Origin of the sequence: Thiosulfatihalobacter marinus (assembly GCF_016019955.1) — a bacterium.
Classification (GTDB): domain Bacteria; phylum Pseudomonadota; class Alphaproteobacteria; order Rhodobacterales; family Rhodobacteraceae; genus Shimia; species Shimia marinus_A.
This window is the reverse complement of sequence record NZ_JAECRZ010000010.1, coordinates 1-22208: the sequence shown is the minus strand read 5'-3', so window position 1 is coordinate 22208 and position 22208 is coordinate 1. Positions and strand designations below refer to the sequence as shown.

At 61.5% G+C, this 22208-nt stretch carries 22 protein-coding genes and 1 tRNA gene; 14 read left to right on the top strand and 9 right to left on the bottom strand.

Features of this window, described 5'->3' with window-relative positions:
• Position 1: 1 nt before the first annotated feature.
• The 5 genes from I3253_RS14445 (at position 2) to I3253_RS14425 (ending at position 4605) form a co-directional block, all read left to right on the top strand.
• Positions 2-1006 carry a branched-chain amino acid ABC transporter permease gene (locus tag I3253_RS14445; protein WP_197918585.1) on the top strand — a complete coding sequence of 335 codons (1005 nt, stop codon included), beginning with the start codon at positions 2-4 and terminating at the stop codon, positions 1004-1006.
• A gap of 6 nt (positions 1007-1012) precedes the next feature.
• Positions 1013-1267, top strand: coding sequence for a hypothetical protein (locus I3253_RS14440; protein WP_197918584.1), 255 nt, complete (start codon positions 1013-1015; stop codon positions 1265-1267).
• Positions 1267-2343, top strand: coding sequence for a branched-chain amino acid ABC transporter permease (locus I3253_RS14435; RefSeq protein WP_197918583.1), 1077 nt, complete (start codon positions 1267-1269; stop codon positions 2341-2343). The genes I3253_RS14440 and I3253_RS14435 overlap by 1 nt, the downstream gene beginning before the upstream one ends.
• A gap of 85 nt (positions 2344-2428) precedes the next feature.
• Positions 2429-3709: an ABC transporter substrate-binding protein gene (locus I3253_RS14430; RefSeq protein WP_197918582.1), complete on the top strand. Its 1281-nt coding sequence runs from the start codon at positions 2429-2431 to the stop codon at positions 3707-3709.
• A gap of 71 nt (positions 3710-3780) precedes the next feature.
• Positions 3781-4605 carry an ABC transporter ATP-binding protein gene (locus tag I3253_RS14425; protein ID WP_197918581.1) on the top strand — a complete coding sequence of 275 codons (825 nt, stop codon included), beginning with the start codon at positions 3781-3783 and terminating at the stop codon, positions 4603-4605.
• Positions 4606-4705: 100 nt separating this feature from the next.
• Here the strand turns inward: I3253_RS14425 and I3253_RS14420 are convergent, their stop codons facing one another.
• Positions 4706-5572 carry a hypothetical protein gene (locus I3253_RS14420; protein WP_197918580.1) on the bottom strand — a complete coding sequence of 289 codons (867 nt, stop codon included), beginning with the start codon at positions 5570-5572 and terminating at the stop codon, positions 4706-4708.
• A 117-nt stretch (positions 5573-5689) separates the two neighbouring features.
• Between I3253_RS14420 and I3253_RS14415 the strand changes: the two genes are divergently transcribed.
• Positions 5690-6910 (top strand): phenylacetate--CoA ligase family protein, encoded by a 1221-nt coding sequence (locus tag I3253_RS14415; protein WP_197918579.1) that lies wholly within the window; start codon positions 5690-5692, stop codon positions 6908-6910.
• Between the two features lie 122 nt (positions 6911-7032).
• A complete protein-coding gene (locus I3253_RS14410; RefSeq protein ID WP_197918578.1) occupies positions 7033-8241 on the top strand; it encodes a peptidoglycan-binding protein in 1209 nt (402 codons plus the stop codon).
• Positions 8242-8315: 74 nt separating this feature from the next.
• Here the strand turns inward: I3253_RS14410 and ykgO are convergent, their stop codons facing one another.
• Entirely contained in the window at positions 8316-8441 is a 126-nt protein-coding gene (gene ykgO, locus I3253_RS14405; protein ID WP_008562923.1) for a type B 50S ribosomal protein L36, read from the bottom strand.
• Positions 8442-8518: 77 nt separating this feature from the next.
• Positions 8519-8593: transfer RNA gene (locus I3253_RS14400), tRNA-Val, on the bottom strand.
• 149 nt (positions 8594-8742) lie between these two features.
• Between I3253_RS14400 and I3253_RS14395 the strand changes: the two genes are divergently transcribed.
• Together I3253_RS14395 and I3253_RS14390 are read left to right on the top strand one after the other, a co-directional pair.
• Positions 8743-9606, top strand: coding sequence for an N-formylglutamate amidohydrolase (locus I3253_RS14395; protein WP_197918573.1), 864 nt, complete (start codon positions 8743-8745; stop codon positions 9604-9606).
• Between the two features lie 108 nt (positions 9607-9714).
• Entirely contained in the window at positions 9715-10785 is a 1071-nt protein-coding gene (locus I3253_RS14390; RefSeq protein WP_232237079.1) for a winged helix-turn-helix domain-containing protein, read from the top strand.
• Positions 10786-10795: 10 nt separating this feature from the next.
• On the opposite strand, the gene I3253_RS14385 is transcribed toward I3253_RS14390, so the two are convergent.
• From I3253_RS14385 to I3253_RS14375, 3 genes are all read right to left on the bottom strand, one after another.
• Positions 10796-12049, bottom strand: coding sequence for a DNA polymerase IV (locus tag I3253_RS14385; RefSeq protein WP_197918569.1), 1254 nt, complete (start codon positions 12047-12049; stop codon positions 10796-10798).
• A gap of 209 nt (positions 12050-12258) precedes the next feature.
• Positions 12259-12954, bottom strand: coding sequence for an orotidine-5'-phosphate decarboxylase (gene pyrF, locus I3253_RS14380; RefSeq protein WP_197918567.1), 696 nt, complete (start codon positions 12952-12954; stop codon positions 12259-12261).
• A gap of 65 nt (positions 12955-13019) precedes the next feature.
• The gene (locus I3253_RS14375; RefSeq protein ID WP_197918565.1) at positions 13020-13280 is read right to left on the bottom strand and encodes a hypothetical protein; all 261 of its coding nucleotides are present in this window, start codon (positions 13278-13280) and stop codon (positions 13020-13022) included.
• A gap of 242 nt (positions 13281-13522) precedes the next feature.
• Between I3253_RS14375 and clpB the strand changes: the two genes are divergently transcribed.
• Positions 13523-16138 carry an ATP-dependent chaperone ClpB gene (gene clpB, locus I3253_RS14370; protein ID WP_197918563.1) on the top strand — a complete coding sequence of 872 codons (2616 nt, stop codon included), beginning with the start codon at positions 13523-13525 and terminating at the stop codon, positions 16136-16138.
• Between the two features lie 153 nt (positions 16139-16291).
• Here clpB and I3253_RS14365 read toward each other — a convergent pair whose 3' ends face one another.
• From I3253_RS14365 to I3253_RS14355, 3 genes are all read right to left on the bottom strand, one after another.
• Positions 16292-17488 (bottom strand): HlyD family secretion protein, encoded by a 1197-nt coding sequence (locus I3253_RS14365; protein WP_197918561.1) that lies wholly within the window; start codon positions 17486-17488, stop codon positions 16292-16294.
• Between the two features lie 7 nt (positions 17489-17495).
• Positions 17496-17870: a hypothetical protein gene (locus I3253_RS14360; RefSeq protein WP_197918559.1), complete on the bottom strand. Its 375-nt coding sequence runs from the start codon at positions 17868-17870 to the stop codon at positions 17496-17498.
• A 112-nt stretch (positions 17871-17982) separates the two neighbouring features.
• Complete coding sequence (locus I3253_RS14355; protein ID WP_197918557.1) at positions 17983-18420, bottom strand: DUF302 domain-containing protein; 438 nt, start codon at positions 18418-18420, stop codon at positions 17983-17985.
• A 124-nt stretch (positions 18421-18544) separates the two neighbouring features.
• Between I3253_RS14355 and I3253_RS14350 the strand changes: the two genes are divergently transcribed.
• The 4 genes from I3253_RS14350 to msrQ all read left to right on the top strand — a co-directional run bounded on the left by I3253_RS14350 (position 18545) and on the right by msrQ (position 21812).
• Positions 18545-20038 carry an FMN-binding glutamate synthase family protein gene (locus I3253_RS14350; protein WP_197918678.1) on the top strand — a complete coding sequence of 498 codons (1494 nt, stop codon included), beginning with the start codon at positions 18545-18547 and terminating at the stop codon, positions 20036-20038.
• Positions 20039-20101: 63 nt separating this feature from the next.
• On the top strand, positions 20102-21001 hold the full coding sequence (gene msrP, locus I3253_RS14345) for a protein-methionine-sulfoxide reductase catalytic subunit MsrP (RefSeq protein ID WP_197918555.1): 900 nt from the start codon (positions 20102-20104) through the stop codon (positions 20999-21001).
• Positions 21001-21216 carry a GDCCVxC domain-containing (seleno)protein gene (locus I3253_RS20485; protein ID WP_232237081.1) on the top strand — a complete coding sequence of 72 codons (216 nt, stop codon included), beginning with the start codon at positions 21001-21003 and terminating at the stop codon, positions 21214-21216. The genes msrP and I3253_RS20485 overlap by 1 nt, the downstream gene beginning before the upstream one ends.
• Complete coding sequence (gene msrQ / locus I3253_RS14340; protein WP_197918677.1) at positions 21216-21812, top strand: protein-methionine-sulfoxide reductase heme-binding subunit MsrQ; 597 nt, start codon at positions 21216-21218, stop codon at positions 21810-21812. Before I3253_RS20485 ends, msrQ begins: the two co-directional genes overlap by 1 nt.
• The last annotated feature ends 396 nt before the right edge of the window (positions 21813-22208 follow it).

Genomic DNA, 22208 nt, shown 5'->3' with positions numbered 1-22208 from the left:
GATGCCTGAACAACTCGTATTCGCGATGGAGGTCTTTCTCAACGGCCTCATGGCGGGCGTGCTTTATGCCCTCGTCGCGCTGGGCTTTGTCCTGATTTACAAGGCATCCGGCATCTTCAACTTTGCCCAGGGCGTGATGGCGCTGTTTGCGGCCATGACGCTGGTGGGTATTCAGAACGGACAGATCCCGTTCGCGCCACTGATCAACGCGACCTTGGGGACAAATGCGCATTTCTTCGGGTGGAATCTCCCGTCCGCGATTTCGTTGCCGCTGACGGTCGGGGTGATGATCCTTCTCGCCTGGGCGGTGCAGAGGTTCGTGTTTCGCCACCTGGTGGGACAGGAACCGATCATCCTTTTCATGGCCACGATCGGGCTTGCCTACTTCCTGGAAGGGGTTGCCGACCTGATGTGGGGGTCCGAAATCAAGAAACTGGATTTCTGCCTGACGGCTGAAACCTGTTTGCCGCAAGGGATCAACCTGGCCATCGACGAGGCGACGTATAACTGGTTCGGCTATGGCTTCTTTATCGACAATCTTGACATCACCGCCGCCATCGTCGCCGTCCTGCTGGTGGGCGCGCTGGTGGCATTCAGCCAATACACCAAGCATGGCCGCGCGATGCGTGCCGTGGCGGACGACCATCAGGCCGCGCTGTCCGTGGGCATCTCGCTTGATTTCATCTGGGTGCTGGTCTGGTCGGTCGCAGGGTTTGTCGCGCTGGTCGCGGGCATCATGTGGGGGGCCAAATCGGGCGTGCAGTTCTCGCTGTCGCTGATCGCGCTCAAGGCGCTGCCGGTGCTGATGCTGGGCGGGTTTACCTCGATCCCCGGTGCCATTGTGGGCGGGTTGATCATCGGGGTGGGCGAAAAGCTCTTCGAATTTGCGATCGGTCCCATGGTGGGCGGCGCAACCGAGAACTGGTTTGCCTATGTGCTGGCGTTGCTCTTCCTTGTCTTCCGGCCGCAGGGCCTGTTCGGCGAGAAGATCATCGAGAGGGTGTGACGCAACATGACAAAGCTGATTGCCATACTCAATGTGATCGCCTGGTCCGGGTTCTGGGCCTTTGGCTACCTCGCGATCAGCGCCGACAGAAGCTCGGAGCAGATGACCATTGCCGCCATTCTTGCCGCGCTGGGCGCCGCGATCGGGCTGTGGGCCTATTTCCAACTGGTGCGCCATTCCGAGCGCACCGGCTATGCCAGAAAACCGAACCGGGCAGACCGGTCGCATATTGAACAAGAACTCAACGGGGAGAGCGCCTGATGCTGTATCGTGAGGCCGGCGATTTCAAGACCAGCTATGCCAAGGACAATCAGACCTTCCCGATCAAGTTCGACCGGGTGGGATATTATGTTGCGCTGATTGTCGCGTTTCTGGTGATTCCCTTCGTGATCAACGATTACTGGGCCAACGCCATTCTGCTGCCGTTCCTGATCTATGCAATTGCCGCGTTGGGGCTGAATATCCTGGTGGGATATTGCGGCCAGGTCTCGCTGGGAACGGGCGGTTTCATGGCGGTGGGGGCGTATGCCAGCTATAAGCTGATGACCGCCTTTCCAGATGTGAGCATCTTTTTCCATGTGATCCTGTCCGGGGGCGTTACCGCGATCGTCTGTGTTCTGTTTGGACTGCCGTCGCTGCGGATCAAGGGGTTCTACCTGGCTGTGGCCACGCTTGCGGCGCAGTTTTTCCTGGTGTGGCTGTTCAACCGCGTGCCGTGGTTCTACAACTATTCCGCCTCGGGTCAGATCAACGCGCCCGAACGCACGGTATTCGGAATCGAAGTGACCGGCCCCAATGCCGAAGCCTGGGCGACCTATCTGTTCAGCCTGGTATTCCTGGTCGCCAGCGCGCTGATCGCGCGCAACCTGACGCGCGGCATGGCCGGGCGCAAATGGATGGCGATCCGAGACATGGATATCGCCGCCGAGATCATCGGGGTAAGCCCCTTGAAGGCCAAGATCAGCGCCTTTGCCGTGTCGGGCTTTTTCGTCGGCATCTCGGGTGCGTTGTTCTTTGCCGTCTATCTGGGCGCCGCGGAAGCCGGTGACAGCTTTGGCATCACCAAGTCGTTCCTGGTGCTGTTCATGATCATCATCGGCGGTCTGGGTTCGATCTTTGGCTCCTTTGCCGGGGCCGCGTTCCTTGTGCTGTTGCCTGTCGTGCTCAAGGTTGTCGGCGTGGACTGGCTGGGCTGGCCAACCGATATCGTGGCGCATTTGCAGCTTGTGATCGTTGGCGGGCTGATCATCATGTTCCTGATCCTGGAGCCGCACGGGCTTGCCCAGCTGTGGCGGGTGACGAAGCAGAAACTCCGGCTGTGGCCCTTCCCGCACTAAGGCGGGGCCATGACCAATCCATACCGGAGGCAGGAGAGGAGCCGCCGGAAAATGACATCGGAAAAACCAAGGGAGGATTAACCCGATGAAGAAAATACTCGTAACAACCGTTGCCGCCATGATGGCCGCGGCCCCCGCGATGGCGGAGCTTGTATTCCCGTCGCTGAGCTATCGTACCGGTCCGTTTGCCGCGAGCGGTATCCCTTTTGCAGACGGCTATGCCGACTATTTCACCCTGCTGAACGAACGTGACGGCGGGATCGGCGGCGAGATGGTGAATGTCATCGAATGCGAAACCGCCTATAACACCGAGAAAGGCGTGGAATGCTATGAGGCGACCAAGGATCAGGGCGCGTTGCTGTATCAGCCGCTGTCAACCGGTATCACCTATCAGCTGATCCCCAAGGCCACGGCGGACGGCATTCCGATGCACACCATGGGCTATGGGCGTACTTCGGCCAAGAACGGCAAGGTGTTCAGCAATGTGTTCAACTATCCGGTGAACTATTGGGACGGCGCGTCGGTTGGCATCAAACACTTCAAGGAAGTTGCCGGCGGATCGCTCAAGGGCAAGAAAATCACCCTTCTGCACTTCAACGGCGCCTACGGCAAAGAGCCGATCCCGACGCTGGAGAAGCTGGCCGAAATCGAAGGCTTTGAATTCAACGCGATCCCGATCGACTATCCCGGTCAGGAACAGAAATCCCAGTGGCTGCAAATCCGCCGCGAACGCCCCGACTTTGTCCTGTTCTGGGGCTGGGGTGTGATGAACCAGGTTGCGGTTCAGGAAGCCGCGAATGTCCGTTTCCCGATGGAGAACTTCATGGGCATCTGGTGGTCGGGTGCCGAGCAGGACGTGTTGCCTGCCGGTGACGGGGCCAATGGTTACAAGGCACTTCAGTTCCACAATGTCGGTTCGGATTTCCCGGTGTTTGGCGACATCCAGAAATACGTTGTCGACGCGGGCAAAGCCGCCGGCGCGGGCGACCAGATCGGTACGGTTCTGTACAACCGTGGCGTCTATGCGGCCTTCCTGGCGGCAGAAGCGGCCAAGGATGCTCAGGCGGCAAACGGAACGTCAAGCATTACCCCAGCGATGATGCGTGACGCGATGGAAGCTCTGGAAATCACCGGGGCAGAGATGGCGGCAGCCGGTCTTCCCAACTTTGGACCCGAGTTCAAGGTGACGTGTGAAAACCATGGTGGCGACGGCATGGCGGCTGTTGCTCAGTGGGATGCCAGCGCCAAGAAATGGAACCTGATTTCCGATTTCGTGGCATCGGATGCGTCGGTTGTTGGCCCGCTGATCGAGGCGGACTCGGCAGCTTATGCCGCCGAAAACAACATCGAAGAGCGCTGCAACTAAGCGTTTGAAACCCTGTCCCGGCCGGTGCAACGGCCGGGACACCGATACACTCGACATGAAAGACTATGGACATGCTTGACGCTGGTGGCACCGAAGAGACCGTTCTGGAGGTCAACAATATCGAGGTGATCTACAATCACGTGATCCTCGTCTTGAAGGGCGTGAGCCTGAGCGTTCCCAAGGGGGGTATCACCGCGCTGCTGGGCGGGAACGGCGCGGGCAAGACCACCACGCTCAAGGCCATCTCCAACCTGCTGCATTCGGAGCGGGGCGAAGTGACCAAGGGCAGCATCACCTATCGGGGCAAGAGCACCCAGGGGCGTGATCCGGCCGATATGGTCAAGGCCGGTGTGATCCAGGTGATGGAAGGGCGGCATTGCTTTGAGCACCTCACCGTCGAGGAAAACCTGTTGACCGGCGCCTATACGCGCGGCAGTTCCACGGCGGATATCAACCGGGATCTGGAAATGGTCTATACCTATTTTCCGCGTCTCAAGGAGCGCCGCAGATCTCAGGCGGGCTATACGTCGGGCGGGGAACAGCAGATGGTCGCGATTGGCCGCGCGCTGATGAGCCGTCCGGAAACGATCCTTCTGGACGAGCCGTCCATGGGGTTGGCGCCACAGCTGGTGGAACAGATCTTCGGCATCGTGAAATCCCTGAACGAAAACGAAGGCTATACGTTCCTGCTGGCCGAGCAGAACACCAACGTGGCGCTGCGGTTTGCCCATTACGGATACATTCTGGAATCCGGCCGCGTCGTGATGGACGGGCCGGCCGCCGAACTGCGCGAGAACCCGGATGTCAAGGAATTCTACCTGGGCATGTCGGATGAAGGGCGCAAATCCTTCCGCGACGTACGCTCTTATCGGCGGCGCAAACGCTGGCTCAGCTGACCCCGGTTACACCATGATCGTTTCGATGGACACACGCATTCCCGCGCGAAAAGGGCCGCGGGCCGCTCTTGGCTTGCTCGGCGTTGCCTCGCAGGATGGGTCAGGTGCGGCCCATCCCGGCCAGGATCGCGGCCTTCATCGCGGCGATGCGCTCCAGCGCCTCGGCGCGGGTGTTGCGGATGTTGGGGTCAAAATCCTGGCTTTCGGCGCGCAGGCGAATCTCGGCCTCGGTTTCCGAGCCCGGCGCATAGCGCACGGTGCCCAGCGACGCGGCCTTGTTCAGACGCTTGCCACGATAGGCATAGCGCACCCAGGCAGCGGGCAGGATCTTGCAATCCTCGTAATTGATGACAAAGAACCACTTGCGGTCGCTGTCCTTGATCCGGTCCTCGATATAGTCATAGAAATCATCCACATCCCGGCTGTGGTAAAAGGTGAAATGGGCGAAATCCACGTCCATGATCGGCCCGTCCGGATCAAAGCTGACACGGCGTACGAAATCGGCTGTCGCGTAGTTCGGATCATGGCTGACGCGCGCGCGGCGCGTGCGGGTCATCTGACCGATCCGGGCAATCGCGCTGTCACGATCGGAAAACAGGTTGGGATCAAACCGTTCGGTCTGCGCGTCGCGCTCGATCTGGCGGCGGGTCTCTTCGCCAGCGTCATAACGCACGCTGCCCATGGAATGCGCCAGGTTCAGCGCCTTGCCACGCCGCGAAAACGCCAGCCAGGCTTCGGGCTCGATACGGCTGGCGGAATAGTTGATCAGGAAAAACCACTTGTCTTCGCCGGTGTCGCGAATGCGCGCTTCGATCCGGTCATAGAACCGATTCACCAACTCCGAACTGTCGAAACGGAAATCCTGGAAATCGACATCCATGATCTGGAGATCGTCAAGAAACCGGATACGGCGGTCAAACTCATTACCCATTTGGGCCGCGTCCGTGCGGTCCGAGACATCACCCATATACCACTCCTCCAACGGCTGCGGGCCAACCTTGGGGAAACCTTATCGCAGGGCCCGCGCATCCCATCAATTTGCCATGCTGTCGCGGCAGGGCCCGCTAGCCAAAGGACGTAACCGATGCCCAAGTTTTTTGATGACCTCGAGACCCGAAGCGCCGATCAGCGCGCCGCCGATCTCGCCGCCGCGTTGCCTGCCCAGATCGCGCGCGCCAAGGCGCTGCCGGGGTATGTCGCGCTGTTGGCCGACACCGATCCGGCGGCCATTGCCGACATGCAGGCGTTGTCCACGCTGCCTGTGCTGCGTAAATCGGAATTGAGCAAGGCACAGTCCGCGCTGCCGCCGATCGGCGGGTTTGCCGACATGGCGCAGCCGGGAATCACCCACGTGTTCCAGTCGCCCGGCCCGATCTACGAACCGGGCAGCAGCGGCAACGACTGGTTCCGCTTTGGCCGGGTGCTGCATGCGGTGGGCATCGGCGCGGGGGACATCGTGCAGAACTGCTTTTCCTATCACCTGACCCCGGCGGGCATCATGTTCGAAAGCGGTGCCCGGGCGGTGGGCGCCAAAGTGCTGCCGGCCGGCATCGGGCAGACGGAATTGCAGGTCCGCGCCGCTGCCGATATCGGCACCACCGCTTATGCCGGGACGCCCGATTACCTCAAGATCATTCTCGACAAGGCCGAGGAGATGGGCGAGCGGCTGAAGATCACCAAGGCCACGGTGGGCGGCGGTGCGCTGTTCCCGTCGCTGCGTCAGGAATATGCCGATCGGGGCATCAGCTGTCTTCAGGGATATGGCACGGCCGATCTTGGCTCGATTGCCTATGAATCCGAGGCCATGGACGGCATGATCATCGACGAGGGCGTGATTGTCGAGATCGTGACACCGGGCACCGGCACGCCGGTGGCGCCGGGTGAGGTGGGCGAAGTGGTCGTGACCACGCTGAACCCGGATTATCCGCTGATCCGCTTTGCCACGGGCGATCTGTCGGCGGTTCTGCCAGGGCAAAGCCCTTGCGGGCGGACCAACATGCGCATCAAGGGCTGGATGGGGCGCGCTGACCAGACCGCCAAGATCAAGGGCATGTTCGTGCGCCCCGAACAGGTGGCCGCGCTGGTGGCCAAGCATGACGAGATCGCAAAGGCCCGGGTGATTGCCACGCGCGAGGGCGAAATGGATGTGATGACGGTACGTGTTGAAAGCGCGGGTGGCGACGAAGAAGCCTTTGGCCGGTCTGTGGCCGAAACGCTTAAACTGAAGGGAATGGTGGAAATCGTGGCGCCGGGAAGCCTTCCGAATGATGGAATTGTCATCGAGGACCAAAGGAAATACGATTGATTTCAATGCGTTCCGTCAAAGATTGAAGGCGAGGGCGATATCGGATCGCGCCCCTTTGTTATTGAATATCAGACGGGGCATGGCCTTTCTGGGATCACGGATCGCGATTTCTGGAGGGTGCCATGCGATATTCACATCTAAGTCTTGCCGCGGGGATTGTGACGGTTCTGGCGGGTGCCAGTGTCGGCCATCCCGCCAGCGGACTGGCCTATCAATTCACACAGATGCCCGTCCGGACAATCCCGGCCCAGTATTCCGGGGCGTTGGACAGGGCGCGGGCTGCGGAAAACGCCTTGCAGCTTGGGTTCTACGGTCGTCGGCAAGTGCAGTCTGACCTGACCGCCCTGGGATTTGATCCCGGTCCTGTGGATGGCATTTTCGGCCGCCTGACACGCTATGCGATCAGAGATTGGCAGCGGTCGGTCAGGGCCTGGGACAGCGGTTTCCTGACCGGCAGCCAGGTGTCTGTGTTGCGGGACCGGGCGCGCCGCGTGACTGCGGACCGGCAGTTCTGGACGCGCAGCGGCGCCGTTTGGGGAAACCTGGACGGAATGCGGCAGTATCTGGAACGCTATCCCGGGGGTCTTTATGCCGACACGGCCCGCGAGCGGCTGCGCGAGCGCAAGACGGCCGATCCGTTCGCCACGGAACGCGATGACTGGCAACAGGCCCGCACCCGCAACACTGCGCGGGCATATCGTCACTATCTGGAGCGGTATCCCGACGGGTTTTACGCCAGGGACGCCCGCGCGCGGCTGCGGATTCTGGATCGTCGCGAGACAAAGCGAAACGCCCCGGATCTGGTGGCGTGGCGCGCGGCGCGCGACGCTAATACGATCGCCGCCTTCCGGGAGTTTTTGCGCAAATACCCCGATAGTGGCAAGGCAGACGAGGCCCGAAGCCGCCTGAACGCGCTGCTTGCCGAACAGTCAGACGGCAAGCAGGCCGGTGAACGCAAGGCATGGCGGCAGGCAAGGAATGTCCACACGGTCGCCGGGTACGAATCGTTCCTGCGCCTCTATCCGAACGGCGAATTCGCCCAGGCTGCGCGCCGGGAAATCACCGGGCTCACGAAATCGGTATCGGCCCCTTTGGCTGAGACGCCCCGGCAGGTGGAAGACCGTCTGATCGACACGCCGAAGAAAAAGGAACAGCTGATACAGGGGCTGTACCTGATGGGGTATCTCAGGGAACCCTTGCCTGACGAGATCACCCCCAAGGTGCGCGATGCCATCCGCTGGATGCAGCGCAAGCGGGGCCTGCCGGAGACCGGGTTTGTGACCCCCAAGGTCTGGGGGCCCGCCCATGCCAATGCCACCAAACGCCCCTAAAGCGTTCGGGAATGCAAAAAGCCGCCCCTTGGGGCGGCTTTTTCGTCTTGTGTCGCGTCAAATGACCCGGGCAATCAGCCTTGGCGCGCCTTGAACCGGCGCTGGGTCTTGTTGATCACGTAAACACGGCCCTTGCGGCGCACGACACGGCAGTCGCGGTGCCGGTTCTTGAGCGAGCGGAGCGAGTTCTTGACCTTCATGGGCCTTCTCCTCATTTCGCGGCGCGGCGTGCGCCTTGGGGTTGCGGGCACCCCGATGTTGCGGGGCGGCGAATTCATGGTGGGCGATACTGGGATCGAACCAGTGACCCCTTCGATGTCAACGAAGTGCTCTACCGCTGAGCTAATCACCCATACACCGGCTTGACTGTCTTGTCCCCTAACAAAAGGGGGCGCGGAAAACCGCGCCGGTGGCGGCTTCTATAAAAGGAGTCGACGGGGGGATCAAGGGCTTTTGAAGCTTTCATTTTTGTGGCTATATTTCTCGGGAACAGGAGTGACAATGTCCCAGGACGCATTTCGCATTCTTCAGCCCGAGACGCGCCGTTCCGCGGTTGTTTTCGCTTCGCCGCATAGCGGTTGCGACTACCCGGAATGGTTCGTCCGGCGATCGTTGCTGAATGCTCATTCCATCCGCTCCTCCGAGGATGCGTTTGTCGATCGCCTGTTCGACACCGCCCCGGACATGGGCGCACCATTCCTTGTGGCTCGGGCGCCGCGCGCCATTCTTGACCTGAACCGGTCCTGTGACGAACTGGACCCGGCCCTGATACACGGTGTGCGCAACGTGGGGCACAATCCGCGCGTGGCCTCGGGGCTGGGGGTGATTCCGCGTGTTGTCGCCAATGGGCGATCGATTTATCGCGGCAAACTGGCCCTGGAAGAAGCCAACCGGCGGATCGACACCTACTGGCGCCCCTATCACGATGCCTTGGGTGCGCTTCTTGCCGAATCGCACAAGATGTTCGGAATGGCGATCCTGATCGATTGCCATTCGATGCCGCGCGAGGCCGTGCTGAATGTGGCCCGGTCCCAGGGACGCCGCCCCGAGATCGTGTTGGGCGACCGGTTCGGCGCCGCCGCGCATGCCGAGATTGTCGACCAGATCGAGGCGGCCTTTGCCGGGGCGGGGTTTGCCGTTTCGCGCAACACGCCCTTCGCCGGCGCCTATGTAACCCAGCACTATGGCCGGCCGTCACGTCGCCAGCACGCAATCCAGATCGAGATTGACCGTTCGCTTTACATGGACGAGACAAGGATCGAGCCGCATTCCGATTTTGATGTGTTTCGCACACGCCTGTCCGGCGTGATCGGACAGATCGCAGCCATCGGCAGACCCGAGGAATTGCCGCTTGCGGCGGAATAGGGCGCGCATGTGACGCCGCTTCGCATCCCCAACAGGAAGGCCCGGCACCTGTGGCTCGCGGCGCAGGGATTGGCGCCCACACCGACTGGCCCGCTGGACCTGCGCCGAATGATCCACGATTTGGGCTTTGTGCAACTGGATTCGATCCAGGTGGTTGCCCGCGCGCATCATCACATCCTGTGGAGCCGCAACCAGAATTATCGCGAACCGATGCTGAACAAGCTTTTGTCCAGGGACCGGGCAGTGTTCGAGCATTTCACCCATGATGCCTCTGTGTTGCCGATGGAATTCCTGCCGATGTGGCAGCGCCAGTTTGCCAGAAAGGAAAGGCAATACGGGAATGCAGGCTGGGTGCGGGGCCTGCCCGATGCCCCGGCACGCGCGGCGATCAAGGCGCGTATCCGCGACGAAGGCCCCCTGTCGACCCATGCGTTCGACACAAAGGTGGAGGGTCCAAAAGAAATGTGGTCGCGCCCGCCGCACAAGCTGGCGCTGGATTACATGTGGTATGCGGGCGAATTGGCAACTTGCCACCGGGTGGGATTTACCAAGTACTACGATCTGGCCGAGCGGATCTTTCCGGCACATTTGCGTGACCGGATGGTGCCTGATAATGGTCAGGTGGACTGGCTGTGCCGCGCGGCGCTGGATCGGATGGGATTTGGCACACCCGGCGATATTCAGCGGTTCTGGGACGCGATGAACGCGCGGGAAGTGCGCGCCTGGCTGGAGGGGACGCAAGCCGTCGAATTACAGCAGGTTCAGGTGCAAACCGCTGCCGGCGATTGGTTCGGCGCCCTGGCCCCACCCGATATCGAAACGCGGCTTGAACGGCTGTCACCGCCCACGGCGCGGTTGCGCATCCTCAATCCGTTCGATCCGGTGATCCGGGATCGCGCCCGGCTGGAACGGCTGTTCGGCTTCACCTATCGGGTCGAGATGTTCGTGCCGGCGGCCAGGCGCGTCTGGGGGTATTACGTTTTCCCGATCCTGGAAGGCGACCGTTTCGTTGGCCGGATCGAGGTCAGGGCGGATCGCAAAACGGGGGAACTGCGGGTGCTGAACCTGTGGCGCGAAGGCAAGATAGCCTGGACCGCGGCGCGGGACAGCCGGCTGGACGCCGAACTGGAACGGATGCGGCGGTTCATCGGCCTGGATCGGGTGCTGCGCGACGCATAAAGTCAGCACGCTACCGCATGGCGCGCCCCTTGAGGATCGCGTCCGTTCCGAAACGTTTGCGAATCGCGTCCGTGGCGCGTTCCGCGCGGGTGCGCTGGGCGGCGTGCGGGTCCAGCAGGTCGCCGGACAGATCGGCCTGATCGGCGGCGATCAGATCGGCGAGCCCCACACCGATCAGGCGATACGGCCCCTGGTTGCCCACCTGATCGAACAGCCCGCGCGCGGTGCGGTACAGCGTATCGGCCATCTGTGTCGGATCACGCAGCGAAAGCCGCCGCGAGATCAGGCTGTGATTGGCGCGCTTGAGCTTGAGCGTCACCACCCGCCCGGCCTTGTCCTTGGCCTTGGCCCGGTCAGATACTTTCTCGGCCATGCGCCACAGATGCCCGTCCAGAATGTCGGGATCGCCGGTATCCTCAAAAAACGTGGTCTCGTTCGAGATGCTCTTTATTGGCGTATGGGACGACACGCGGCGCCGGTCCTGCCCGCGCGCCAGATGCCAGAGGCGATATCCCGTCGCGCCGAAACGGGCAGCGAGATCCTCCTGCTCCCACCGCAAAAGATCGGTGAAAGTGCGAATGCCCGCCCGCTCCAGACTGTCTTGCGCGGCCGGTCCGATACCCCAGATCAACCGCACGGGTCTGTCGGACAGAAAGGATGCGGTTTCAGCCCTGCCGATCACGGAAAATCCGCGCGGCTTGTCCAGATCGCTGGCGACCTTGGCAAGAAACTTGTTGTGGGAAAGACCGATCGAACCGGTGACACCCAGCTCATCCTTCATGCGTTTGACCAGCCGGGCCAACATCACCGCAGGCGGGTGCCCATGCAGACGCGCGGTGCCACCCAGATCCATGAACGCCTCGTCCAGCGACAGAGGTTCGACATCGGGGGTCAACGCGTCCATCATGGCACGTATGGCACGGCTGACCTCGCCGTAAACGGACATGCGCGGCTTGATCACCACCGCATCCGGGCACAGCTTCAGCGCCTGGAACATCGGCATGGCCGAGCGTACACCGCGGATACGGGCGACGTAGCACGCGGTCGAGACAACCCCGCGCCGCCCGCCGCCGATGATCACGGGCTTGTCGGCCAGTTCAGGATTGTCGCGTTTCTCGACACTGGCGTAGAAGGCGTCGCAATCCATGTGCGCGATCGAAAGATCGAACAGTTCGTCATGCCGCGTGATGCGCAAGCTGCCACAGGACGGGCACCGCCTCTGGGAGGTAAGCGTGGTCAGACAGTCACGGCACAGGGCAGGCATTGGTCATCTCATTGCGGGCGGGTTCGGGAACAGATTAGCATTTGACACCAGCAACGGCACCGAAATTCGCCAAGACTTGCAATGGATCGTCCGGCCGCACGAGCGGACTTGAGTATTTGAAGAACAATGAAAGACCGATCAACGCGCTTTTCATTGTTCCAGAAATACTCTGGGGTGAATGGGCCGTCAGGCCCAGAGGGGCAAGGCCCCTAAAGCTGCGCCAGTTCTCCCGCTATGGCCTGGGCGGCGGCGCGCGGGTCGGCAGCCTGCCAGACCGGGCGGCCCACCACGATATGATCGGCCCCGTCCGAAATGGCGCTGGCGGGGGTGGCGACGCGTTTCTGATCACCAAGCGCGGCGCCTGCTGGGCGCACTCCGGGGGTCACGATCAGGCGACCGGCGGATTCGGGCAGAGCGCGGATCAGTGCGGCTTCCTGCGGGGATGCAATGACACCGTCGGCCCCTGCCTCGAAGGCCCGGCCCGCGCGTTCCTGGACAAGGTCCCGGATAGTGCCAGGTTTGATCAATGCGCTATCCAGATCGCCCCGGTCCAGAGAGGTGAGGATGGTCACGCCCAGGATCCGCAGGCTCTTGCCCGCTGCGCCTTGTTTGGCGGCCTGCACGACATAGGGGTCGCCATGCACTGTCAGGAAATCCAGATCGAACTGCGCCAGCCCGCGCACCGCGGCCTCTACCGTGGCGCCGATATCGAACAGCTTCATGTCAAGAAAAATGCGCTTGCCGTGTTCCTGTTTCAGTTCATTGGCCAACGCCAGCCCGCCACCAGTGAGCATTCCCAGCCCGATCTTGTAGAAGGACACGGCATCACCGATGGTTTGAGTCAACTGAAGCCCCTGAAGCGCGTCGGGCACGTCAAGGGCAACGATCAAGCGGTCATCGGGCATGGGGGCGCTCCTGATTGAGGGATTGCGCCCTTTTTGCCGCCCGGGCGGGGTGCGTCAAGCCTTGTCTAGACTTCGAAGGGGCAGACGCCGGGGGCAAAGCTCAGTTTTTCGCGCCCGGTGCGGATTTCCGGCATCCGACCGATCTGCCGCAGGGCCTCGCGGATCAGCGCCAGCCGGCCTTCGCCTTCCTGTTTTTCAGGTTGCGTGGGCACATTGCACAACAGGCGGACATCGCGGGCGTCGGCATGCAGGGAAACGACCGCGCTGAGTTCGCCCAGTGACTGGCGATAGGTGGGATTTGTGATCTGGATATCGGTGACGTACATGGCGTCTTTCCTTCATTATCTGCTCGTGTGTCTCTGGATGCCACGAAATTGCGGCGAAACTGGTCGGAAGTGGGGGCAATTTGCCAGCAAATCAGGGGCGCGGGCTGGGCCGGGAAAAACCTCGTCCAATTCTCTTGAACCTGACGCCAGGGCGCACCAGATATTCTTGTGAGGCCCGGACCGGGGCGTGCCGCCAAGCGGGCGCTGCCGACAACAGGGCGCTTGCAAGAAGGAGAAGAACGATGGACTTGAGCAAGTTCACCGAGCGGTCGCGCGGTTTCATTCAGGCCGCCCAGACCATCGCAATGCGGGAAAACCATCAGCGGTTGCTTCCCGAACATCTTTTGAAGGCGTTGATGGATGACGATCAGGGGCTGGCTGCCAACCTGATCAAGCGCGCCGGCGGCGCGCCCGAACGTGTGCGCGAGGCGGTGGACGCCGCCATAGCCAAGGTGCCGCAGGTCAGCGGCGACACTGGTCAGCCGTATCTGGACAACGCCACCGCGCGGGTTCTGGACGAAGCGGCCAAGGTGGCCAAAAAGGCCGGAGACAGCTTTGTTCCGGTCGAACGGATGCTGATGGCGCTGGTCATGGTGAAATCCGCGGCGCGCGAGGCGCTGGAGGCCGGGGCAATCAGCGCACAGGCGCTGAACGGCGCGATCAATGACATTCGCAAGGGGCGCACCGCCGATAGCGCAAGCGCCGAAGAGGGTTATGATGCGCTCAAGAAATATGCGCGTGATCTGACCGAGGCCGCCAGCGAAGGCAAGATCGACCCGATCATCGGGCGCGACGACGAGATTCGCCGGGCGATGCAGGTGCTGTCCCGCCGGACCAAGAACAACCCGGTTCTGATCGGCGAGCCGGGGGTCGGCAAGACCGCGATCGCCGAGGGCATGGCGCTGCGTATCGTCAATGGCGACGTACCCGAATCCCTGCGCAACAAGAAGCTGCTGGCGCTGGACATGGGCGCGCTGATCGCCGGGGCGAAATATCGCGGCGAATTCGAGGAGCGGCTCAAGGCCGTTCTGACCGAAGTCACCGAGGCGGCGGGCGAAATCATCCTGTTCATCGACGAGATGCACACGCTTGTCGGCGCGGGCAAGACGGATGGCGCCATGGATGCGGCCAACCTGATCAAGCCGGCGCTGGCGCGGGGTGAATTGCATTGTATCGGTGCCACCACGCTGGACGAGTATCGCAAATACGTGGAAAAGGACGCCGCGCTTGCGCGTCGCTTCCAGCCGGTGATGATCGCCGAACCGACGGTGGAGGACACGATCTCGATCCTGCGCGGCATCAAGGAGAAATACGAGCTGCACCACGGCGTGCGGATCTCTGACAGCGCGCTGGTGGCGGCATCGACGCTGAGCCACCGCTATATCACCGATCGGTTCCTGCCCGACAAGGCGATCGACCTTGTGGACGAGGCCGCCGCGCGGTTGCGCATGGAGGTGGACAGCAAGCCCGAAGAGCTGGACGCGCTGGACCGTCAGATCCTGCAATTGCAGATCGAGGAAGAGGCGTTGAAGCTGGAGGATGACCAGGCCTCCAAGGATCGGCTTGAGACCCTGCAAAAGGATCTGGCCGATCTTCAGGAGAAATCCTCGGAGATGACGGCTCAGTGGCAGGCCGGGCGTGACAAGCTGGCCTCGGCCCGCGACATCAAGGAACAGCTTGATCAGGCGCGCGCCGATCTGGATATCGCCAAGCGCGAGGGCAATCTGGCCAAGGCCGGAGAGCTGTCCTATGGCGTGATCCCCGAGCTTGAGAAAAAGCTGGCCGATGCGGAAGACACCGAAGACGACATGACCATCGAAGAGGCCGTGCGCCCCGAGCAGATTGCCGCCGTGGTCGAGCGCTGGACCGGTGTTCCCACGTCCAGAATGCTGGAAGGCGAGCGGGAAAAGCTGTTGCGGATGGAAGACGACCTGCATGCCCGTGTCATCGGGCAGAACAGCGCTGTGACCGCCGTGGCCAATGCCGTTCGCCGCGCCCGGGCCGGACTGAACGACGAGAACCGCCCGCTTGGCTCTTTCCTGTTCCTTGGGCCGACGGGTGTGGGCAAGACCGAGCTGACCAAGGCCGTGGCCGAGTTCCTGTTTGACGACGAGAACGCCATGGTACGTGTCGACATGTCCGAGTTCATGGAGAAGCATTCGGTTGCCCGCCTGATCGGCGCGCCTCCGGGCTATGTGGGCTATGACGAAGGCGGTGTTCTGACCGAGGCCGTGCGGCGGCGCCCTTATCAGGTGGTGCTGTTTGACGAGGTCGAAAAGGCGCACCCGGATGTGTTCAACGTGCTGTTGCAGGTGCTGGATGACGGGGTGCTGACCGATGGCCAGGGTCACAGGGTCGATTTCAAGCAGACGCTGATTGTGCTGACCTCGAACCTTGGGGCACAGGCGCTCAGCCAGTTGCCCGAAAGCGCGGATGCCAGCGAGGCCAAGCGCGACGTGATGGACGCGGTCCGCGCCCATTTCCGGCCCGAATTCCTGAACCGTCTGGACGAGACCATCATCTTTGATCGTCTGGCCCGTGCGGATATGGACGGCATCGTCGACATCCAGATGGCGCGTCTGCGCAAACGGCTGGCCGGGCGCAAGATCGACATTGTTCTGGACGAAACAGCCAGGAAATGGCTGGCGGACGAGGGGTATGACCCGGTGTTCGGCGCACGGCCCTTGAAACGGGTGATCCAGCGCGCATTGCAGAACCCTCTGGCCGAGGCGCTTTTGGCCGGGGACATCCGCGATGGCGATACCGTTCCGGTCAGCGCCGGGGCCGAAGGGCTGATCATCGGCGATCGGGTTGGCACCACCGACCGGCCCAAGCCGGACGATGCCGTGATCCACTGACACCCTGCGCGGCCCGGCCGTCAGGCTTTGACACTCAGCGCCGCCCCCTGATCGGGGCGGCGTTTCCTATGAGTCGCCTGCGCCCAACGGGCGGCCGTGTCCGCGTGGGACAAACTATCCGCAACTGTGGACCGGCTGGTCCATATGAGAGGGTTAGTGTTCGCTGCCGCCCACAAGCCCGACGCCTGACAGGATCGATCCAAGCACCTTGGCGCGCAGCCCCACGGCCTTGATGATGCCGGTGGCGGCAATCATGTGGCCCGCGGTGCCTTCGATATTTGTGGTATAGGCCTGAACCATACAGCCCGAGCCGTCCAGCAACAGAGCCTCGTGTTCCTTGTACAATAGCTCCAGGAACACCAGAACCGTGCCGCGCTGTGCCGCCATCTGCATGTCTACCAGCTGGCTGTCGGGAACCACCTGGCCGGTGGCAATCGCCGGTTGGACCGAAACTATTCGGGCCGGCATCACCGAATTTCGAAACGCCAGATTGGCGTTGCTTTCACAGGCGATCTCGGCCGGCATACCGTCATAGATCGTGCTGCGCGCCACCTGGCTGAAACCGGCGGTGATGCGCACGGGAAGGTCTTTGGCGCGGTCAGGTATGAGGATCATGGCCGGCCGCAGAACAAGCGTGGTTGCCGGGCTTCCGATGCTCAGCGTCAGCTGGGTGACGGTTCCAGCGATTTCGCTTTTGACGCTGGTGAAATCCAGCGCCACCCGCGCCCTGTCGATTGTCGTTTGCGCGGCCTGCCTTTGGGCCGGCAGCGATTCCTCGATATCGATGCGGGCAAGGTCCAGCTGGGCCTCGGCGGCCCGCAATTCGGCCTCGGTAGAGGCGACGGACGCCTCGAGCCGCTGCACCTCGTCGTCACGGCCGGTGCCTCGGCTGACAAGAATTCGCGCATCCGACAGGTTGTCGCTCAGCCGCTTCAGCTGCGCTTTGGCCGAATCGACGCCGGATTGGGCGACGATCAGGGTGTCTTGTGCCTTGGCCTCTGCGGCAGCAATCACGGCCAGTTGTGCGTTGGCCTCGGCCAGGGCAGCCTGCTGTGCGCTGTCGTCGATCCGGAACAGCAGATCTCCGGGCTCGACATGCTGCCCGTTTTCCACGGCGATCTCTGTAACCGGGCCCGCTGTCTGGGGTACAACGGACACGGTGCGAAACGGCACGGTGGCGGCGTAAGTCTTTGGATGGTAATAGAAAATAACCAGAAACAGGCCAAAGGCCAGAACCGCCCACATGAACACGGCGGTTTTCATGTTCCAGACGGTGATCGGCTCGCCCCGGCGTTTGAGCATCCAGTAACGGATGAGCGCGGGGAAGGATGTAAAAAGGAGTTCGAACACGGTCTGCCTAGTCCTTTTTTGAGTCGTGAGCGGTTTCAGGAGCAGCCGCGCGGGTGCCGCCGGGCCCGAAATTCAGATGGAACCGGGACCAGTCCGCCATCAGGGCAATCAGAATCGCGCTGATGGGCAACAGGACATTGAAATGGCTAAGCGGGAACAACTCGTATAGCAGGGCGATGGCCAGCATTGTGGGAATGGTCTTGGCCAGCGGCGTGCCCTTGGACTGATGCTCGGCCCAGCGATCGAAGGTGGCATAAAGATACACCAGCCCGTAAATCGCCCCGATCACGAAGACAATCGCGATGATGGCAAAGCTGTCGCTTTCGCCAGGTGGAACGAACCAGGATGGAACGGCTTGCTCGCCGGTGCTTTCAACGGCCATTTGAACCCTCGCGTGTAGCCGGCCGAAAACACATGCTCGCCCGGCCCTGAAAACAGGTTAGTTCAAATGGCGTGGCGGCGTCCACTGCGGCGATCGTGCCGCGCTGCCGGTCTCAATCGGCAATGGCGTCCTGCACGATCTGGTCCAGCATCGTCTGGACCTCTTGCATCACGCCGTCGGGCATGGCGCGAAATCCGATGGTCGTCATGTCCTCGCCCGGTTTCTGCATCACGAAAATGTCGTAGGGGCAGAATTGCAGGTTCATCGGGTCGGCCTCCATTACCTTGCGTGACAGGCTGGCCGAGCAGAAGCTGTAAACCCTGGCCTGTTCAAACAGCGTCACGTCCGATCCCACATCCGCCCTGGTGCGTTCCAGCATGTCACCCACATAGCTGACCGCGTCGATCACCAGACCGCGATCGGTGATCGCGCTTTCCAGCCCAAAGGTAACGTCGTCAAATTCCTGATCCACTGTATAGGTGACAGCGGTTTCAGCCACCGCAACGCTTGCAGCGATCACCAGCCCGGCGGCCAACATAATCCTTTTCATCATGTATCTCCCTGTTTCATCCTCAAAAGTGACTTGCAGCAAAGGGGGTCGCGTTCCACTCTTGCCCTTGCGAACCGACGGCCTAGAACCACATCAACAAGGAACATGATATATGAATGTCTCTATGGAACAAGCCTTCGGCGTGGTTGAATTCCTTGCGCTGATCTTTGTGGTGGTCGCGGGGCTGATGGCCGTGGCTGTTGTCATCCTGTTCATTGTCGACCGCACCCAGACCGAAGACGCCATTCGCCGCAACTATCCGGTGATTGGGCGGTTCCGGCATCTGTTCTCGGAACTGGGCGAGTTCTTCCGCCAGTATTTCTTTGCCATGGACCGCGAGGAACTGCCCTTCAACCGGGCTCAGCGGGATTGGGTGGGCCGCGCCGGGGGTGGCAAAAGCAACACGGTCGCCTTTGGTTCCACACGCAATCTGGCGCTGCCGGGCACGCCGATTTTCGTGAACGCGCCATTCCCGCCGCTGGACGATCAATATGCCAGCACGGAGCCGCTGATGATCGGCCCCACGGCGCGCAAACCTTATCTTGCACCGTCGATCTTCAATATTTCGGGCATGAGTTACGGCGCGATCTCCAGGCCGGCGGTGCAGGCACTGAGCCGGGGCGCGAAAGAGGCGGGGGTCTGGCTGAACACAGGCGAGGGCGGCGTGTCGCCCTTTCACCTGGAAGGCGGCTGTGATCTGGTGTTCCAGATCGGCACCGCAAAATTCGGGGTGCGCGACCAGAATGGCGGGCTCAGCGACGAAAAGCTGCGCGCCGTGGCCGCGCATGACACGATCCGCATGTTCGAAATCAAGATGGCGCAGGGGGCCAAGCCGGGCAAGGGCGGTATCCTGCCCGGAGCCAAGGTGAACGAAGAGATCGCGCGCATTCGCGGGCTGGATGTGGGGCAGGACGGGATATCTCCGAACCGTCACCGCGAGATCGATTCGTTTGATCATCTGCTGGACATGGTCAGCCATATCCGCGAGGTGACGGGCAAGCCGGTGGGAATCAAGACGGTGGTGGGCGCGGAAGAGCCATTCCGCGAACTGTTCGAAACCATAGCCCGGCGTGGTTCGGATGCCGCGCCCGATTTTATCACCATCGATGGCGGCGAAGGCGGGACCGGCGCGGCGCCCATGCCGCTGATCGATCTGGTCGGGATGCCCATTCGCGAGGCGCTGCCCCTGGTTGTCAATCTGCGCGACGAGTTTCACCTGCGCGAACGGGTGCGCATCATCGCCAGCGGCAAGCTGGTCAATCCCGGCGATGTGGCCTGGGCGATTGCGTCGGGCGCCGATTACGTGGCCTCGGCGCGCGGGTTCATGTTCGCGCTGGGCTGTATCCAGGCGCTGAAATGCAACAAGAACACCTGCCCCACGGGCATCACCACCCATGATCCCCGTTTCCAGAAGGGTCTGGTGGTCAAAAAGAAATACAAGCGCGTGGCGCGCTATGCCAAGGCTATCCAGAGCGAGGTGGAAACCATCGCCCATTCGGTTGGCGTGTCCGAACCGCGCCTGATGCGCCGCCGTCACGTGCGGATCGTGCAACCCAACGGGCGGTCTGTGCCGATGAACAAACTGTATCCAGGTTACAATACGACCACGCCATCGTGAGTCGACGTGTTTGGCCTTTGCGCTCCAACCTGAGCTAGGACGGAAAAAACGACGGAGGATGCCATGGCCCGGCGCTGGAAGAATGAACTGACCCAAGCTGACGTGACCCCGCAGGCGGCGTATATGAACCGCCGCCAGGTCATGGCCGGCCTGGCTGGCCTTGGGCTTGCCGGAATGGCGCGTCCCGCCGATGCGGCCGTCCTGAAGCCGACCAACTATGAAGCCATCACGCAATACAACAACTTTTATGAATTCGGCACCGGCAAGGATGACCCGGCCAAGAACGCGCACCGGCTGACCACCGCGCCCTGGACGATCCGTATCGACGGCATGGTAGAGCGCCCCGGTGACTACGCGCTGGAAGACATCCTGTCGAAAATGACGATCGAGGAACGCATCTACCGGCTTCGCTGTGTCGAGGGCTGGTCCATGGTGGTGCCGTGGAACGGGTTTGAACTCAAGGATCTGCTGGATCTGGCGGGTGTAAAGGCAGACGCGAAATACGTGGCGATGGAAACCCTGCTGCGCCCCGAAGAGATGCGGGGCCAGCGGTACCCGATCATCCAGTGGCCCTATGTCGAGGGGTTGCGGCTGGACGAGGCCATGCACCCGCTGACGATCATGGCAAACGGCATATACGGCAAACCGATCCCCAACCAGAACGGCGCGCCGCTGCGGCTGGTGGTTCCGTGGAAATACGGCTTCAAGTCGATCAAGTCCGTGGTGCGCATCTCGTTGGTGGACCAGGAACCGCCCACAAGCTGGAACCGGGCCCTTCCGAACGAGTACAAGTTCTATTCGAACGTGAATCCCGAGGTGGACCATCCCCGCTGGAGCCAGGCCACCGAGCGCCCCATCGGCGGCGGGCTGTTGACCAAGCGTCAGCCGACGCTGATGTTCAATGGCTATGAGAAAGAGGTTGGGGCCCTTTATGAAGGCATGGATCTGAGAAAGTATTTTTGATGCTGTTGACCCGCAGCTTGCTGACCTGTCCGAAATGCGGGCACGAGGAGACGTTCGAGATGCCGACAGACAGCTGCCAGTATTTTCTGGAATGCCCCGGATGCAAGGCGCTTTTGAAGCCGCTTGCCGGGGATTGCTGTGTCTTCTGTTCATACGGAACGGCGCCCTGTCCCCCGGTACAGTCCGGGGCAGGCTGTTGCGGGGATGATGCGTGATTGACCGGCTGAACCAATCGCTGCGCAGTTTGCCTCCGTGGATGCTTTATGTCGTGGCGGCGATCTATCCGGTGTGGCTGTTCTACTCAGGCGTCACTGGCGGGCTGGGTGTGGACCCGGTCAAGGCAATGGAACAGGATATGGGCCGCAAGGCGTTGCAGCTGATCATCGCCGGTCTGTGCGTTACGCCCCTGCGCCGGTATGTGGGGCTGAACCTGATGCGGTTCCGGCGGGCGATCGGGGTGATCGCGTTCTTTTATGTCCTGTTGCACCTGCTGATCTGGCTGGTTCTGGATGTGCAGATCCTTGCCATGGTCTGGGCCGACATTGTCAAACGCCCCTTCGTCACGATCGGCATGGCCGGATTTGCGCTTTTGCTGCCGCTTGCGCTGACATCGAACAATTGGTCGCTGCGCCGATTGGGGCGGTCCTGGAACCGGCTTCACCGGCTGGTCTATGTGGCGGCTGTTCTCGGGGCGCTGCATTTCACGATTCTGGTGAAGGGTTTCCAGATCGAACCGCTGGTTTATCTTGGGGTGGTGTTGGCATTGCTGGCCCTGCGCGCGGTGCCGCGTCAGCGTATGCAGCGCGCTTGATCTCGCCGGTTTTCGCACGACACAATACCGACGTAATACCGACGCTTTGCCGAGGCGCTGAATCACCCTCGCAAACAAGACCGTCTTGCCGGGTAATTCCGCCGATTCACCGCTGCGCGAGATGGGAAACGGCAATGAAAAGGCGCTGATATGTGGATCACCCTGTGGATAAGTGCAGTTGCAGCATTTCGGCCGGTAAGCGGCGGGTAATAAAATTGCCCTACAGGTGGCGTTTTTGAAACTGACCTTGCGTAACATGTTCATTTTCCACGAAAAATCGGGAAATTCAGAAAAAGATGACATTTTTGAAATTTAGGGGTTGCGGGTTTATTGGAGTAACCGTAAATACCCCTTCACCGGCGGCGCTGAGGCGCGGTTGGGACGCCAGACGGAGCG

Coding starts and splice junctions, on each gene's coding strand:
- I3253_RS14445 (WP_197918585.1), top strand. CDS start 2: ATGCCTGAACAACTCGTATTCGCGATGGAGGTCTTTCTCAACGGCCTC.
- I3253_RS14440 (WP_197918584.1), top strand. CDS start 1,013: ATGACAAAGCTGATTGCCATACTCAATGTGATCGCCTGGTCCGGGTTC.
- I3253_RS14435 (WP_197918583.1), top strand. CDS start 1,267: ATGCTGTATCGTGAGGCCGGCGATTTCAAGACCAGCTATGCCAAGGAC.
- I3253_RS14430 (WP_197918582.1), top strand. CDS start 2,429: ATGAAGAAAATACTCGTAACAACCGTTGCCGCCATGATGGCCGCGGCC.
- I3253_RS14425 (WP_197918581.1), top strand. CDS start 3,781: ATGCTTGACGCTGGTGGCACCGAAGAGACCGTTCTGGAGGTCAACAAT.
- I3253_RS14420 (WP_197918580.1), bottom strand. CDS start 5,572: ATGGGTGATGTCTCGGACCGCACGGACGCGGCCCAAATGGGTAATGAG.
- I3253_RS14415 (WP_197918579.1), top strand. CDS start 5,690: ATGCCCAAGTTTTTTGATGACCTCGAGACCCGAAGCGCCGATCAGCGC.
- I3253_RS14410 (WP_197918578.1), top strand. CDS start 7,033: ATGCGATATTCACATCTAAGTCTTGCCGCGGGGATTGTGACGGTTCTG.
- ykgO (WP_008562923.1), bottom strand. CDS start 8,441: ATGAAGGTCAAGAACTCGCTCCGCTCGCTCAAGAACCGGCACCGCGAC.
- I3253_RS14395 (WP_197918573.1), top strand. CDS start 8,743: ATGTCCCAGGACGCATTTCGCATTCTTCAGCCCGAGACGCGCCGTTCC.
- I3253_RS14390 (WP_232237079.1), top strand. CDS start 9,715: ATGATCCACGATTTGGGCTTTGTGCAACTGGATTCGATCCAGGTGGTT.
- I3253_RS14385 (WP_197918569.1), bottom strand. CDS start 12,049: ATGCCTGCCCTGTGCCGTGACTGTCTGACCACGCTTACCTCCCAGAGG.
- pyrF (WP_197918567.1), bottom strand. CDS start 12,954: ATGCCCGATGACCGCTTGATCGTTGCCCTTGACGTGCCCGACGCGCTT.
- I3253_RS14375 (WP_197918565.1), bottom strand. CDS start 13,280: ATGTACGTCACCGATATCCAGATCACAAATCCCACCTATCGCCAGTCA.
- clpB (WP_197918563.1), top strand. CDS start 13,523: ATGGACTTGAGCAAGTTCACCGAGCGGTCGCGCGGTTTCATTCAGGCC.
- I3253_RS14360 (WP_197918559.1), bottom strand. CDS start 17,870: ATGGCCGTTGAAAGCACCGGCGAGCAAGCCGTTCCATCCTGGTTCGTT.
- I3253_RS14355 (WP_197918557.1), bottom strand. CDS start 18,420: ATGAAAAGGATTATGTTGGCCGCCGGGCTGGTGATCGCTGCAAGCGTT.
- I3253_RS14350 (WP_197918678.1), top strand. CDS start 18,545: ATGGAACAAGCCTTCGGCGTGGTTGAATTCCTTGCGCTGATCTTTGTG.
- msrP (WP_197918555.1), top strand. CDS start 20,102: ATGGCCCGGCGCTGGAAGAATGAACTGACCCAAGCTGACGTGACCCCG.
- I3253_RS20485 (WP_232237081.1), top strand. CDS start 21,001: ATGCTGTTGACCCGCAGCTTGCTGACCTGTCCGAAATGCGGGCACGAG.